Origin of the sequence: Janthinobacterium sp. 67 (assembly GCF_002797895.1) — a bacterium.
In the GTDB taxonomy this organism is placed as follows: domain Bacteria; phylum Pseudomonadota; class Gammaproteobacteria; order Burkholderiales; family Burkholderiaceae_D; genus Janthinobacterium.
The window spans coordinates 4,419,816-4,434,722 of record NZ_PGES01000001.1 but is presented as its reverse complement, the minus strand read 5'-3'; the positions used below and the strand labels follow the sequence as shown (position 1 = coordinate 4,434,722).

Below are 14,907 nucleotides of genomic sequence, written 5' to 3'. Positions count from 1 at the left end.
GCCGCTCTCACGCCACGCTCAAAGGACATACATCATATGAAGATTGCAAAAAAACTGCTCGCCATCCTGGCACTCGTGCCCGCCATGGCTCTCGCCAGCGAAGGCGGCTTTCCGCTCGACAAGGCGCCCGACCGCCAGACCAACATGGCAGCGCTGCAGCATGGCGCCAAATTGTTCGTCAACTATTGCTTGAATTGCCACGCCGCCGTGTCGATGCGCTACAACCGCCTGCGCGACCTGGGCTTGACGGAAGACCAGATCAAGCAGAATCTGTTGTTCTCGGGTGATAAAGTCGGCGACCTGATGACGACTAGCCTGGCAGCGCAGGACGCCAAGGCCTTCTTTGGCGTCGTACCGCCCGATTTGTCGGTAATTTCGCGCGCGAAATCATCTTCCGCTGGCACAGGCGGCGACTACCTGTATACTTACCTGCGTACGTTCTATAAAGACGACACTCGTCCGACCGGCTGGAACAACATGGTCGTGCCGAATGTTGCCATGCCGCATGTATTATGGGAATTGCAAGGTGTCCAGACTGCCAAGTTCGTGGAAGAGAATGATCCGCACGAAGCTGGCAAGAAGATCCACAAATTTACCGGCTTCGAGCAGGTCAAGCCAGGTACGTTGAACAAGATCGAGTATGACAATGCGGTAGCCGACCTGGTCGGCTACATGGAGTGGATGGCCGAACCGGCACAGCAGACACGCAAGCGCCTGGGCGTCTGGGTGCTGCTGTTCCTGTCGGTCTTCGCTCTGCTGGCATGGCGCCTTAACGCGTCGTTCTGGAAGGAAGTCAAATAAGTGAGGCGCCGGCCTTAGGCCGGTTTATGCCTGTTTCTGCGTTGTCCGCATGAGTGGACAAGCGACCTGGGGTGAGCCGTTCGCGGCTTCACCCCCTTTGTTTCTAAGGAACTATAAAAAATGATGGTTCTCTATTCGGGTACAACCTGCCCATTTTCGCAACGCTGCCGCCTGGTTCTGTTTGAAAAAGGCATGGACTTCGAAGTGCGCGACGTCGACCTGTTCAACAAACCGGAAGACATTTCGACCATGAACCCGTACGGCCAGGTGCCTATCCTGGTCGAACGCGAACTGATCCTGTATGAATCGAACATCATCAACGAGTACATCGATGAGCGCTTCCCGCATCCGCAACTGATGCCGGCCGATCCGCTGATGCGTGCCCGCGCGCGCCTGATGCTGTTCAATTTCGAAAAAGAACTGTTCGTGCACGTGCACGTGCTGGAAAGTGAACGCGCCAAGAGCAACGACAAGGCCCACGACAAGGCACGCGCGGAAATCCGCGACCGCCTGACGACCCTGGCGCCGCTGTTCCTGAAAAACAAGTACATGCTGGGCGACGAATTCTCGATGCTCGACGTGGCTGTCGCGCCGCTGCTGTGGCGCCTGGACCACTACGGCATCGAACTGTCGAAGACGGCTGCACCGCTGATGAAATACGCCGAACGCATCTTCTCGCGTCCAGCGTATATCGAAGCGCTGACGCCATCGGAGAAGGTCATGCGTCGTTAAGATATTCCCGGCAAGCCACGCTTGCCGGGACATCTTGGGCCACGTGTTAAAGCCGTTTTTTGCGCGAGCCAAGTCTTTTGAAATACCGGTGCGCCCGCCTTGCGGGGGCGCTCCCGCCTCACAGTGCCTACCATGTCTGAAATCTCAACCAAACCTTATATGCTGCGCGCCATCTACGAGTGGTGCACCGACAGCGGCTACACGCCTTACCTCGCGGTCAAAGTCGATTCGCGCACCACGGTACCGATGGAATACGTGAAAAAGGGCGAAATCGTGCTCAACATCAGCTTCGGCGCCACCAGCGGCCTGAAGATGGACAACGACGCCATCCGCTTCCACGCCCGCTTCGGCGGCGTCTCGCGCGAAATCTACGTGCCGGTCGATAATGTGATGGCCATCTACGCCAACGAAAACGGCCAGGGCATGGCCTTCGAGCCCGTGCTGGGCAACGATGACCCCGACGCGCAACCGACGGACAGCCCCGCCTCCGCCGACGTCCCGCCGCCAGTGCTCGCCCCGACCGCCAGCGCCCCGACCCTGTCGTCCGTGCCGGCCAGCTCCCCCGAACAACGCGACAACGCCACGCCAGGCGACGACGAGCCACCAAAAAAAGGCGGCCGCCCGACCCTGACACGCATTAAATAGCGTATAATTCGCAACGCGCAGTTTTTGCCGACTTAGCTCATTTGGTAGAGCAGTTGATTTGTAATCATCAGGTGGCCAGTTCGAAACCGGCAGTCGGCACCAAGAATATCAAGGGCTTACAGAGATGTAAGCCCTTTTCTTTTGGTCAAGTGTCAACCAACTGTCAACCGCGTCAACGGGTTCAACATCTTGGCTTCTTGAAGATGCCCAGGGCTGAGGTGGGCATAAATCATAGTGGTTTGCAGACTGGAGTGACCCAGAACTTTTTGCAGGGTCAGAATGTTCCCGCCATTCATCATGAAGTGGCTCGCGAACGTATGCCGCAAAACGTGTGTGAGCTGGCCGGATAGCAGCTCAACGCCCGATTCCTTTATGGCCATCCGGAAGGCGCCAACCGAGCTTTTGAATATTCTGCCGGACGCATCCCTACTCCCAACCTTGTGAAATTCCCTAATCTCGTCGGCAAGCGCATCGTCGATGGGAACCGATCTGTTCTTGTCCGTCTTTGTTTGAGTGAAATGAATCATTCCGCTGTGGAGCTGAGAGATACGCAGCGATTCGCCTTCGTTCCAACGTGCTGCCGATGCCAGGCAAAGTTTCGTAATCAGAAGCGCATCTCGATCCTTGCGAGCCTCCAGCGCGGTCAACAGTGCACGAATCTCATCGTCGTTTAAATAAGACAGCTCGCGCTCCGCGATCTTAAACTGGCGAAGTCTCGCCAAGGGATTATTCTCTGTCCAGAATCCCAGACGGATCAGCTCGTTGAACACTGCGCGCAGGTATGCATGCTCCCGATTGATTGTATTGGCTGTTACCCCTTCAGCTAGCCGCGCCGAACGATACGCGGCGAAATGCTCGGATTTCAGATGCTCGGCAATTGGATTGCCAAGCGCCTCACAAACTCGAAGCAGCGTTCCATAAGTACGCGTGTGGCGTAACTGGACGCCATGATGCGACTGCCATAGCTCGATAAGCTCCGACAATTTGGTAACGTTTTTCTTGGGCTTTATCCAACCGTCATTCTGTACAACCTGCGTCTTCGCCCAAGCCTCGAACTGTAAAGCCTCAGCCTTCGTAGGCAACGTCTTTCGAATACGCTTGTGGCCACGTCCACCAGGCTGAATATCAACAAGCCAGCCGGCCTCTGATTTTTTGATGGTCATATTTTTACTACTCGCTATCGTCGAGATATGACGGTGTTTTAAGTTTCACCAGCTCCGCGACAAGCTCGGCATCCTCCACTCCGGCAAGCGCGTGTTGCTCAGCGTTGCGTCCGATCTCCAGCTCGAGAAGTTGGATTTTTTGCGCATGCGAAATCCCATATTCAACATCCTCGTCAGCACTCTCCTTACTTTCCATCACACGTTGCTGCCAAGCCAGCATTATCGTGGCCATCTCCCAATACCCTTCCGCAGCTTTTCGGCGCGCACGCCTTCTTTCAGGAAAGCTCGCCGCCCCCTCACTATCTACATGACCATGCTTCGCGTCAGTAATGCCAGTCGAGAGCCAGAAAGCGAATTTTGGCCAGCGCGTACACACGGCCGCGATCATGTCGCAAGTCGGCCGCTGTCGCCCATGCCAAAAACTCTTCCAGCTATTTGCAGAAATCTGCGTCAGTTTTTCCAGTTCAGCGAAACGGCCTCTCTCATCAGTCGTCCGCTCAATCACAGCTTTGAGTCGTTCTTGAATCGTATCCATTGGCTCATCCTCAGTTAAATATATCTCGTATCGTAACAAAAATACACAACATCAAACTAAAAATGATTGACATAGTGTATTTGTGTGTTTATATTGCCGTGAATCGGTCAAATATACACAGCAACGTGCACGGAGTACACATGTTAAGTAGGGTACAAGAAATTGATGCTGTCAGCCAAGTGGCCAATCCTGCTCAGTTCACTGCGCCAGTAGGGTTGATGACTTTGGAGAAATTTGCAGAAGCTGTAGGCCTGCCTCCTGGGGTGGTACTTGGCCATCTGAACCGGGGGATGCTGCCAACGGTAACGCTTGGCCGTCGCCGCCTCATCAACGTAATTGCACTTCAGCGTGAACTGGGCCGTCGCGAGTTTGCACTTTGATCCAGCTCCAATGCGCCAGGGGCGCACGTTTTTCATTCTTAAAGCGTTTTTGCATTTGCAATTTCAAAGAGCTGCGCAGGGCGCGGCGGAACCTAACGAGTACAAAAGCCTCATGAAGCCTACAGCCAAAACTACTGACGCATATTTCGTCGCAACCGGGCGGTCTTCGGCGCGCACGCTGAAAGCCAAGTTGTATGGCTTAGGCAAGTCGCCTGCCGGCGATGGCGACCGTGCCGACAGCGCGCCAGCGCTGCCGGTGCGAGTCGTCTCGACGGTCCAAAAAACGGAGTTAGTGCCGCAAATAGCGCATGTAAGCGCAAGCGAATGCCCCCCCATTAATAACATGGGGGAAAACTTAGAAAGCGCCGAATCTGAAACTTGGTCGAGCATCTGTGATGAAGACTTGGGTGAAGTCGAACTGGTGATGACCGATAGCGGAAAAATCAAGTCGGTGATGGTTCGTCGTCCATCAGCTGCTCAAACCTGCGTGATCGACTGGATCAATTTTTCGGTATTGGAAGATACCTGGTTCAGAACTGCGCGCGAACACCTGATCACTGATGACCAAATCATCGTTGAAGCCAGCCGGCAACTGGAAAAAATCTTCGGCTTTGGGATAACGTCCAATCGCGGTAAGGGCATGAATTTTTACCGTGACTCATGGGTGCTTGGAGACGATATGGGCTTCGTCTGTTTCGGTGGTCAGCGCTCGACAATGCTTATTACGCTGACTGGTCAGGGGTGCTTGAACGCAGTGGCTGGTTGGGAAAAACGCCTGTATGACTTTCTTTCTAAAACAGCAATCAGGCCAACAATTTCACGCATCGACTTAGCCCATGATGATCTGGCCGGCGCGTACTTATCCGTAGATTGGGCATATCAGCAATGGTGGGATTCCTGCTTTAGCTTCAAGAAAGGCGGTCGTCCGCCTGAAATTCAAAAGGTTGGAAATTGGGATCGTCCAAGTGGCAAGGGTCGCACTTTGACCATTGGACAGAGGAGCTCCAGCAAGTATTGCCGCTTTTATGAGAAGGGCAAAAAAGAGGGAGACAAGTTGTCGCTGTGGTGCCGTTGCGAGATTGAATTTAAAAGTACGAACACGATTATTCGTCCAGATGTATTGCTTGATCCAAGCTCCTTTTTTGTCGGTGCCTATCCGTGCTTGGCAAAGTTCGCCACTGTCGAAACTCCCGCCCGGATGGAAGTGAAGGCACGTGCCCAGCACATCACCGTGGATGACTCTATCGCTGTAACGAAGCGCCAGTACGGCAAATATATCCGTGTCTTTCGCGCGTTGTTTGGCGACAAGGAAACGCTCGATCTGATCACCAATGAAGACGAAAACGCTTTTCCAAAGCGGCTCAAACCGTTCCTCAGTTTTGCAGATACCGGACCAGCTCCCGTTCACGTCGAGCCGCCTCCGTATGTCCCATCATTTTTTCATTTTATTAACACCGTCCCATCTTTCGGCCTCAATGGGGAACACGGTTTTGCGTAGGCCATGAAAAACGTAAGGGTATCCAATGAAATTTAGCTCAACTATCAAAGTAACAGGCATGAAGTTCTCCAAAGGCAAGATGGATAACGGCACAGAATTTGACAGCACCAAGGTGTATGTCGAGACCGAGCTGGACACGAGCAAAGACACCGCCATGGGCACCGCGTGCGCCGAATACGGGCTGGGTAAGGCCGACGAATACCAGAAATACAAACACCTTGCCGATGCACTTCCGTTCATGGCCATCGCCGACATGGAGATTGTCACGAACGGGAAAACGCAAAAGACCATCATTCATGCTTTGAAGCCGATTGAGCCTGCAAAGCCTTCCGGCCAGGGTGTCAAAAATGTGGCCGCATAGGCTGGAAGTCAAGTTCATCGTCCAGGACAAGGAATCTGCATTGTTTTTAATGCCTTGCGAAGGGGATGTGGGCTTTACCCCTTGGGCGCATGAAGCCGGACGATTTGATGGTTTTGCTGAGGCTACTGACACAGCTGCATTGAATTGCCATGAAGGCTACTTTGTCACCGAAGTCCTGCAATAGGAGGTAAGTGCATGGATGCAGTAACTCCAGAACTAGTGATCTGCATTGCTGTCGCGGTGCTCTTCGCTCTCGGATGGATCGCGGGGGGCCAACGATGATTGCTTTACTTAAGTCGCTAGGCCCAATCCTGTTTCTGACCGGGCTGTTTGTGGCAGTGGTTTATCTCATCAAATACATCATCCATCGAATTGTGGATCACAAATGAGCATCTATCAGGTAATTGGCTACTGCCTCAGCGCTTTCGGACTCGGCTATGCAGGCGGCGCGATTCGGCGTATTGCCCGACAGGCTATTGAGGCTTTGGAATAGGTAAGCGGTCGAGAAAAAATTTTGCAGTACTCCCCGGCATCGCCAAACCGGGGTTTTATCAACGGCATTTTTCAGAAAGATACATATGAAAGCAATTATCAAAAAAGCCCTGGTCGCTACTTCCGCAATGGCGGCTACCGGTGCAGCCTTCGCCGCTGGCGACCCAGGCGTTGATGCCATCACCGCGCTGTCCACCCAAGCGCAAACCTACATCACTGCTGCGTTTGCCGTCGCGGTGTTGGTAGCTGGCGGCTTCTGGGGCATCAAGATGATGAAGAAAGCGTTCAGCAAAGCCGGCTAATCCACCTTCCCGGTTCCACTCTCGGCCAGCGTTTTAATACCCTGGCCGTTTTTCATGGCGGTCCTATGACTTCGTACAAAAAAAAATTTGCGGTCTCGATTGTGGCTCTCGCGCTCGTTTTCGCTCCCGTGCGCGACTCGAAGGCGATTGTCCCCATTATCGCGGCTTGGCTGCTCGAACTGACGGGTGGCTCCATCCTCATTGGCGACCTGGTCGCCGGTCAGGCTGGCATTATTAGCGCGATCCTCTGGTGGGATTGCAACAAGTTCGCCCTCAACGCCCCCTGCACTTCAAAGACCCCCATCCCGTCCACAGCTCAGCCTAAGCCTGCCATCACGGTAAGCCTTAAGCCGGATAGTAAGCGCGAAAATCCCGATCCCAAGAAGTTTAACGACCCCGCTGCCGGTAAGCGCGACGTGACGCCAAAACAGACCATAGCGGCCTCTGGTAAAGGTCCGCCACCGGCTGCGCAAGGAATACCCGGCGTGCCGGTTGGTCCCGGCGACATCGGAGTTCTTACGCAGGCACCGAGAGAGACGAACATCGGTGCTGCCGGCGTTGATCCAGCCGTTCAGATCGCGCAGTACAACGGCTCTGTGTCGCACGGTGGCGTTATAACCGGCATTGAGGTGATTCCTCAGAAGGCACCGGCCCAGCCCAAAGCCATTCCCTTTATTGCACTTGCCACGGTCTGCCCCTCAACCCCCGGTCCCGGTCCTGATTGCACCATGCAGGTTCGCGCCTCGGAGCAAGCCCTCATGAAGTACAACGGTGGAAAATTCATCAATACAGCGGTTATTGAATGCTGCATGGGGGAGTATTTCAAGTATGTCAGTGTCGCTTATCTATACGACCAAGCCTCCAACGTGACGCTCACCTGCGACGCGGGGTACGAGGGTAGCGGCAAGGACGCTGGGGGTAACTATCAGTGCAGCCTGACCGATGCCACCAAGGTCAAGAAACCGGCGGACACCACCTGCGAAATCCTGTTCGACCCGGCCACCAAGGGCTTTAATATAGACAAGGCGAATACGGCCTGCGACGGGCTGACGGATACCACAAAGCTAGCAATCTCGGCGGCCGACGGCTCGCAGTCGGTGGAGGTCGGCGCCAACGCCGGTAACGGTTTCGACATCAACATTACGAAATCGGATGGCAGCAAGACTGGCCTGGACACAGGCGTGTACGATCCCGGTACGGGGGGCTATGTCATCGTCCACGTGAACATCACACCGCCACCGAAGCCAGACAACGGCTTGGGCTGCGGCGGTCCCGGCCAAGGAATGTGCGCTGTCACCGAGCCAGGTGACAATGCTACATCGATCAAGTCAAACGAGACCCAGGTGGCCAACCGTGCCGCTGACACGGACATGAAGGGCAAGATGGATGGCATCAATTCGAGCATGTTCGACTGGTCGTTTATCCCGTCAATTCCCACTGCATCTTGCAAAAATCCTTCGTTGAAAAGCCCTATAGGCCATGTAACAGTGGATATGGATATCTGCGTCTGGTTCGACCGACTGTCCTTCTTTATCAACGCCGTGTTAGCCGTGATGTGTGTCTACGGCTGCGTTCACCAAATTCAATCTGCCATCCGGGACTGATTATGAAACGGCTTATCGACCGCCTGTTGACCTTGGCAGCCGCGTGCGCTGCACTGACAGCACCGGCCAATGCTCAGACTGCCAGCACAGCATGCGGTGGCACATCGCAACCACGCTGCCAGATCACTACCCCTGCAGATCAAGTCACCACCGATCAGACCAAGTCGTGGACGGACAACATCGCCGCATGGAACACCTATTCGCAGTCGCAGGCAAGCATCGCATCGAATCGCTTTTACTGGTCGTTCATACCGAAGATACCGACCACCGCGTGCGTCAATCCCATGATTGACAGCCCCAACGGCAACGGGGCTGTGATGATGGATGTCTGCTCATCGTTCAACACCTTCCAGACGTTCATCAACGGCGTACTGGCTTTCTTCTGTCTGCTGGGCTGCGTCCAGCAAATCCGGGCCGCACTGGCCGTCAACTAGGAGCTTCATCATGTGGGCAACTCTCATTGGATATTTCGGCTTCGAGAACACCTCGAAAATCGGCATGCGCGTTTGGGCCGTCACCACCCTGACCGCGATGGTCGCTGCACTGTGGGCTGCGGGTCAGGTATGTGCAAACGTTGTCTGCGGCCCGGTGATCCAGTCGATCAGCCAGTCGCATCCGATGTTTGCCGTCGGCCTGTCGCTGGGCTTCAATCCGGTCACGTATACGCTCGCCAGCGTGTATTGCAGCGTGTGGGCCGCCTGCGCGCTCTACACGTACAAGAAGACCATCCTCGACAAACTGGTGTGATATGGCGGTCTATGCAATCACCGGTAAGCTCGGATCGGGCAAAGGCAAAGGTGCAATGAAGCTGTTGCGCGACTACCTCCGCACTGGTAAGCGGGTGGCCACCAACTGCGACATTTTCATGGAGCACATGATGCCGGGGCAGTCGAGGCAGACCGTCATTCGGGTGCCGGACAAGCCCACATCGGCGGACCTATATGCCATCGGTTCAGGCAACCGCTTTATCGACTTCGAGCCACTCGTAAAGCACACAGCTAAAGGGTTTGAGTACACGCCGCCTGCTCCGCGGCTGCTTCCTGGTTTCGATGAATCGTATAACGGAGCACTTTTCCTCGACGAATGCGCGTCCTGGCTCAATACACGGGACTTTCAAGCTGGCGGACGCAAGGAACTGCTGGAATGGGCGATTCATGCGCGTAAATACGGATGGGATGTGTACTTCATCTGCCAGAACATCAGCCAGATTGACAAGCAATTGCGCGACAGCCTGTTCGAGTACGTGGTGCGTATGAGCCGTCTCGACCGGATGAAAGTACCGTTCGTCTCAGCTGCTTTCAAGCTGGTCACCGCAGGCTTCAGCGATGGCTCACTGCCCCGCATGCACATCGGCGTGGTCCGCCTCGGCTGCTCCCCGGAAGGGGTCGTCGCCGACCGCTGGCACTTCAGGGGCGATGACCTAAACCGGGCGTACAACACGACGCAGGTATTCTCCGACAGCTACCCCCACGCTATCCACTGCTTGCTTCCTAGTTGGCACTTGCAGGCCCGCACAGGCATACGTCCTGGCTTCGTCGGCCCTGTACGAATTCCCCAGGACTATGAGCTGCTCACCGCTCGTCCAATTCCTCCAAAACCACCACACAAGCACATGACTAAGTTTCTCGCAATCGCTCTGATGTTCGGTCTCGTACTCGGAGGCGTCGGCTCCCATGTTCTCGGACCGATGTTTTTCACTCCGCCTCCCGCTGTAGCTAATGCTGCCAAGCCGATCAAGTTCTCTGAGACTGTTACCGGCAAGGGCTTCCTCACTAACTCTGGTTCGGTGAGCGTGGTTCTATCCGACGGCCGTGTTGTCTCGCCGCTGCGCTTCAAGTCGGGCGCCAGTGGCTGGGAGGCCGAAATCGAAACAGGCCTATGGGTCAGAGGAGGCGCACAATGAGACGCTTTCTGTCGGCCCTGATCCTCGCCCCTGTCTTGGCGTTTGCCGCACCTGCCCCGGCTCCGGTTTCATTGAGCTTCGATGCGACGCCGCTGATGGCGTTCGGCGAAGCTATGTTTAAGGCGATCATGCACCGGGACTTCGTGGTATCCCCCGACGTTATCGGAATCGACAAACGAATTACGATCAAAGTAAAGAACATCGACGCCGCCGAGCTGCCCCGCTTCGTTGAGGATTTGCTGCTGCGCGAAGGGATCGCCACGACGCTCAAAGGAGGTATCTACTACCTTTCGTTGAACCGTCAAGCAGCCGTGAACGAGCCACAAGGTCCGCCACCGAATAGCCTCGGTTCATTCACATCGACTACGGACCGTCCCAGTGCGTCAGAGGGCAATTCTGCTACCCATCCCTCCGATCCGCTAGCAGTTGATCATGCCGCCGCCAGCCGCAAGGACGACGACGAATCAGTCGTCTTCACACCGCAGAACCGAGATGCAGATTTCATGGTGGCTATCGCCAACGCGGCGTTTGGCCCTCGATCTGCTGTCCGGGCTGGCCCACATCTGGTATTAACTGGCTCGAAAGCGACGCTCGAAAAACTGCACGTCCTGCTCGATACCGCCGACACTACACCCAAGGGATTAACCGTATCGGCGTCCTGGATCGAGGTGTCACGCAACGATACGAGTGGCCGTGGCATTTCTCTGCTCGCAAACGTCTTAGGTGCCAAGTTGGGGGTTGCGCTCGGTAGTGTGAATTCTGGCTCGGCCGTCAGTATCAAGAACGCCAATTTCGAGTTGGTGATCGATGCTCTGAAGACTGACGGCCGCTTTAAACAGGTATCGAATAGCCGCGTGTCTGGGGACGACTATGAGCCAATGAATATCACCTTCGGTGACGAGACGCCGACGGTATCAAGCACCGGCAAGGACAATGTTGGCAACCCAGTGCAAAACGTCGTCTATCGTCCTTCGGGCGTGATAGTAGATGTCGTAGCCAAGGTGCTCGGCAGTGGCAAGGTCAAGATCGCCATTGACGGCCAGATCAGCAGCTTCAAGGCAACGTCGACCGGGGTAAGCGGGTCGCCTACGCTGATTAAACGCCAAGTGAAAACGACGATTACGGTATCCGATGGTGAGGTGCTGTTACTCGGTGGCCTGAACGACAGCCAGTCTTCGGACACCTCCTCGGGGCTTCCATTCCTCCCTTCATCGTGGGCGGTCACATCTAATAACAGCACTCAAACAGAACTCGTCCTAGTGTTATCTGCCCGGACCAACAACTAGCGTGCATGCATATCTACATGAGAATTTTCTTGGTATTACCAAGAATTTTTGTGTTGGGTTGCAGCCAATTACAATCGCGTGTGTGAAAACACGAAGTCTGCAAGAATGGCGTTTAGTACGCCAGGAAGAACAATATATTGACATCGATCTTACGACTGATACTGGTAACAGGGAAATAGGAGTTTTCTTAAAATGAATAGTATTTCACACGAAGAGCGTGAGCGTCGGAGACGGGCAGTGGCGTTCGCACGTGCTTCCGTGGGCCTAGAAGGAATGACTCCTAGTGTAGTTTGCATGGAACAAGCACAGCGTTTCATTAGAGGAGAGATCGATTTAATTGAGTTTTTGCAGCAATCACCCTCAATCGTCGGCACGCCAGTTCAAGAACGATAATAGATACCACGTCAACGAAACTCAACATGTTCCCTACTAGTGCCGATCAGCTGGTGCGTATTCGGGCCAAGGATACTAGTCGCTACACGTGTTTTCACACACACCTTGTTGAACCGGAACCTGACGGCCGTTTTGGTCGTTGTATTCCCGAAGAAGGGCGATTTGAGGCCCGCTAGGACTGGAGCGAAGCGGAACCCTTCTGCATCACGGGAGTATGTAGGAGCGTCTTGGCCGGCCGTCCCGGCCAGCGACGATACCATCCGTTCGTACTGTCAGCCATTCGCTGCTCGTTGCTAAATTTGCAGCTTCGCTATAATTTTTGAAAATACAGGGCTACTGTTTCAGCCGTCCCGTGCCGGAAGACGAGTGCGAACAAATGCTCACGGGAGGCAAGCTGCTGCAATATATTTGAGCGAACCACCGTCGCGTGTGTGAAAACACGAGTGTCACCAGATTCCCTTGAACCACCAATTTTTTCGTTCATTAACGATAGAAACCCTGTTAAAAACGCAATTTTCCAAGAATTTTCTATTGTCGATGCTATTTTTTGGCTCGGATGTCATAAAGGTTCGTGTTTTCACACACGCGCCACATGAGCGTGCAAGTCTCAAAAATTCCTCCATCAATAGACAATGTGATGCAATGCACATTACACTGGAGAAAAATTATCAAATTTAAACCTATTGCTTCCGACTCTGCATCGAACAATAGGTTATCCATGAGCATGGCTATCTGTGAGGAAAATGTGGCAGAAAAAGATATCAGTGCGTTGATTCGCATCGAAGGTGGAATCGCTGATGAAGGGAAAATTGACATCTATGATGCTGCTGGGTTCATCAACGGTTTGGCGAGGTCCATCAACATTGTTACTCATGCTTTTGCCAATGATGAGCATATTCGAAAGCAAGCACAAGCTGCACATGGGTCGCACTCATTTCTTCACTCCTCAATAAAAGGCTGCTTTGAGGAAAGAATCGATGTGGTTTTCGATGCAAAGACCGTAGTAAAAATCGGCCATAGTGTCATAGCTAACAATTTTTGGGATTACCTTACTTGGTGTTGGGCGATTGCGGCAGGCCAAGAATACGATCCAACAACATCGTTTGTTAAAAAAATCAAGCAAAAAGACGAAGATTTTGTTTTTGAAATGGGTGATGCGCTAGAGACCGCAATGCAGGGACTTCATAAATCGATTGCTCGTGATCGAAGCATGGTGATGTACTTAAGCCGCCCTAGAGTAGGTGATGTACTTAAGCTTGACGCAACGAGTTTGGACTATGTTACGACGCGCGAAGAGCAAGTGGAAACTGGCTACATTCTCGGCAACGTAACACGCTACAGTGTGATCAGCGACCTTGGCCGATTGTACTCAGATAACGATAATAGAATTATTTCTTTTAGGTTCGCCGACTCTGAAGAGTCTCGACTAAAAGGTCTCGCAATTGACTCAATGCGCTCAAAAGTTGATGGCGAAGCAGGGAAATTACACTTTAAGGTCTCGAAGGTAGTCAGTGCGCAAGGTGTCGTGAAGAGGTACATTGTTCATGACATTTTGAAAGCTACTTAACCATGCCAGTCTTAACCCCAGTGGCAGCCCAACTCTATTGTGTTCCATTCAGCGGCTCTTGTCGGACAATGGCCGAGTGGGCAGTCTATTGGCAAGCACTTGGAGTAGTAGCGGCGGTACTCTTTGGCGTGTTTGGTCTCTATAAGATTTATCATGAATTGAAGCGTCTGAACGAGCAACGTTCGAAAGACCAGCATGACAAAGAAACTAGCGCAAAGCTAAAACGGACAGAGTTCTTTCTAAACCAACATCGACGCCTATTCGATGACGAGATTCTGTATTCTGTGCTGTGTTTACTAGATGCTGATAAGACTGAACTCGCCAAGGAAGAAATGTGGGACGCTAAACGTAAGTTTTTGGCATTTATTGAGGAAATAGCCTTACTGGTATGCTCTGAACAGATCAATAAAGATGTGGCAATGAACATGTTTGGCTACTACGCACGATGCGCCCGTTACGGCAAAAATTTTGTTAACGGCATCAATCCGGCTAGAGAGCATTGGTCTTTATTCTATTGGTTCACCGATGAAGCTGACAAGTTTGCCCAACAGTATCCTGACGGCCCACCCAAACTGACCCTTTAGGTATATCAGCCTTCCTTCCATGTCGACTTTGTATTGGATGCCATAAGCTCGTCACAATTCGCTGTCCATGACGGCCCTACTTCGCTTCAAGGTGATATAGCCTGCCATCCCTGCCATCAACGATGCTCGACGAGCACAGGTAAATCCAAGAATAAGTAATCAAAATAACAATCAAATTTTGCGAAAAATATTCGCTACCAGCGAAATAATTCTTGCACCTTCTCAGGTTTCTTGGTAGAGTTCATCCGTAGTTTGGAAAACAGAGAATCCTCGAAAGTAGTGTTGAGCGCTAGCTCGCGGCTTGCTTTTTGCTTGCCAAAACCATGCTTCGGTCTCCACGTCGGGACGCGTCACGCTCGACGACGACTGTGCATACCTGGTTGCGCGAGGGTGCGCAACCAGTCACTAATGGGTGAAGGGGAGTTTGGTCGTTTTCTCTGTCCTTTGAAAGAGCGAGGGCGGGCTTAGGCCCGGCACTGATCAATTCCTGATCAGTGTTTTTCAAAGGAAAATTTATGCAATTACGAACTACAAAACGACCAACGCAAGGTAAACACAAATCTTCTGATTCCGCTCCGGCGCCGAAAACTAGAGGGGTTCTCGTCAAGATTGCTAAGGCAGTCTTACGATTTATTCTTTTACGGCCTGCGACTTGGCGCTT

At 53.1% G+C, this 14,907-nt stretch carries 17 protein-coding genes and 1 tRNA gene; 16 read left to right on the top strand and 2 right to left on the bottom strand.

Annotation, left to right across the window (positions count from 1 at the left end; all coding sequences use genetic code 11):
• Positions 1-36 precede the first annotated feature (36 nt).
• From CLU90_RS19885 to CLU90_RS19870, 4 genes are all read left to right on the top strand, one after another.
• Positions 37-801 (top strand): cytochrome c1, encoded by a 765-nt coding sequence (locus tag CLU90_RS19885; RefSeq protein WP_092713509.1) that lies wholly within the window; start codon positions 37-39, stop codon positions 799-801.
• A 120-nt stretch (positions 802-921) separates the two neighbouring features.
• Complete coding sequence (locus tag CLU90_RS19880; protein ID WP_010394154.1) at positions 922-1,533, top strand: glutathione S-transferase N-terminal domain-containing protein; 612 nt, start codon at positions 922-924, stop codon at positions 1,531-1,533.
• A gap of 132 nt (positions 1,534-1,665) precedes the next feature.
• Positions 1,666-2,178 carry a ClpXP protease specificity-enhancing factor gene (locus CLU90_RS19875; RefSeq protein ID WP_092713507.1) on the top strand — a complete coding sequence of 171 codons (513 nt, stop codon included), beginning with the start codon at positions 1,666-1,668 and terminating at the stop codon, positions 2,176-2,178.
• 26 nt (positions 2,179-2,204) lie between these two features.
• Positions 2,205-2,280, top strand: a tRNA-Thr gene (locus CLU90_RS19870).
• A 50-nt stretch (positions 2,281-2,330) separates the two neighbouring features.
• On the opposite strand, the gene CLU90_RS19865 is transcribed toward CLU90_RS19870, so the two are convergent.
• Positions 2,331-3,341, bottom strand: coding sequence for a phage integrase (locus tag CLU90_RS19865; RefSeq protein WP_232731272.1), 1,011 nt, complete (start codon positions 3,339-3,341; stop codon positions 2,331-2,333).
• A 7-nt stretch (positions 3,342-3,348) separates the two neighbouring features.
• Positions 3,349-3,876: a hypothetical protein gene (locus tag CLU90_RS19860; RefSeq protein ID WP_100428772.1), complete on the bottom strand. Its 528-nt coding sequence runs from the start codon at positions 3,874-3,876 to the stop codon at positions 3,349-3,351.
• A 62-nt stretch (positions 3,877-3,938) separates the two neighbouring features.
• Here CLU90_RS19860 and CLU90_RS29730 point away from each other — a divergent pair, with 62 nt between their 5' ends.
• The 12 genes from CLU90_RS29730 to CLU90_RS19805 all read left to right on the top strand — a co-directional run bounded on the left by CLU90_RS29730 (position 3,939) and on the right by CLU90_RS19805 (position 14,246).
• Positions 3,939-4,256, top strand: a complete 318-nt coding sequence (locus CLU90_RS29730) for a hypothetical protein (protein WP_232731271.1) — start codon at positions 3,939-3,941, stop codon at positions 4,254-4,256.
• Complete coding sequence (locus tag CLU90_RS19850; RefSeq protein ID WP_232731270.1) at positions 4,225-5,754, top strand: replication initiation factor domain-containing protein; 1,530 nt, start codon at positions 4,225-4,227, stop codon at positions 5,752-5,754. Before CLU90_RS29730 ends, CLU90_RS19850 begins: the two co-directional genes overlap by 32 nt.
• A gap of 58 nt (positions 5,755-5,812) precedes the next feature.
• Positions 5,813-6,115, top strand: a complete 303-nt coding sequence (locus tag CLU90_RS19845; protein WP_332870872.1) for a hypothetical protein — start codon at positions 5,813-5,815, stop codon at positions 6,113-6,115.
• Between the two features lie 578 nt (positions 6,116-6,693).
• Entirely contained in the window at positions 6,694-6,909 is a 216-nt protein-coding gene (locus CLU90_RS29395) for a major coat protein (protein ID WP_070346272.1), read from the top strand.
• A 65-nt stretch (positions 6,910-6,974) separates the two neighbouring features.
• Complete coding sequence (locus CLU90_RS19840) at positions 6,975-8,513, top strand: hypothetical protein (RefSeq protein ID WP_100428770.1); 1,539 nt, start codon at positions 6,975-6,977, stop codon at positions 8,511-8,513.
• A gap of 2 nt (positions 8,514-8,515) precedes the next feature.
• A complete protein-coding gene (locus CLU90_RS19835) occupies positions 8,516-8,947 on the top strand; it encodes a hypothetical protein (RefSeq protein WP_100428769.1) in 432 nt (143 codons plus the stop codon).
• Positions 8,948-8,957: 10 nt separating this feature from the next.
• Positions 8,958-9,260 (top strand): hypothetical protein, encoded by a 303-nt coding sequence (locus tag CLU90_RS19830; RefSeq protein WP_100428768.1) that lies wholly within the window; start codon positions 8,958-8,960, stop codon positions 9,258-9,260.
• Position 9,261: 1 nt separating this feature from the next.
• Positions 9,262-10,416 carry a zonular occludens toxin domain-containing protein gene (locus CLU90_RS19825; protein WP_100428767.1) on the top strand — a complete coding sequence of 385 codons (1,155 nt, stop codon included), beginning with the start codon at positions 9,262-9,264 and terminating at the stop codon, positions 10,414-10,416.
• The gene (locus tag CLU90_RS19820) at positions 10,413-11,702 is read left to right on the top strand and encodes a type II secretion system protein GspD (RefSeq protein ID WP_157808866.1); all 1,290 of its coding nucleotides are present in this window, start codon (positions 10,413-10,415) and stop codon (positions 11,700-11,702) included. The genes CLU90_RS19825 and CLU90_RS19820 overlap by 4 nt, the downstream gene beginning before the upstream one ends.
• A 192-nt stretch (positions 11,703-11,894) precedes the next feature.
• Complete coding sequence (locus tag CLU90_RS30135; RefSeq protein ID WP_100428765.1) at positions 11,895-12,095, top strand: antitoxin VbhA family protein; 201 nt, start codon at positions 11,895-11,897, stop codon at positions 12,093-12,095.
• Between the two features lie 592 nt (positions 12,096-12,687).
• Positions 12,688-13,662, top strand: coding sequence for a DUF7946 domain-containing protein (locus CLU90_RS19810; protein WP_157808865.1), 975 nt, complete (start codon positions 12,688-12,690; stop codon positions 13,660-13,662).
• A 2-nt stretch (positions 13,663-13,664) separates the two neighbouring features.
• Positions 13,665-14,246: a hypothetical protein gene (locus CLU90_RS19805; RefSeq protein WP_232731269.1), complete on the top strand. Its 582-nt coding sequence runs from the start codon at positions 13,665-13,667 to the stop codon at positions 14,244-14,246.
• Positions 14,247-14,907: the final 661 nt, after the last annotated feature.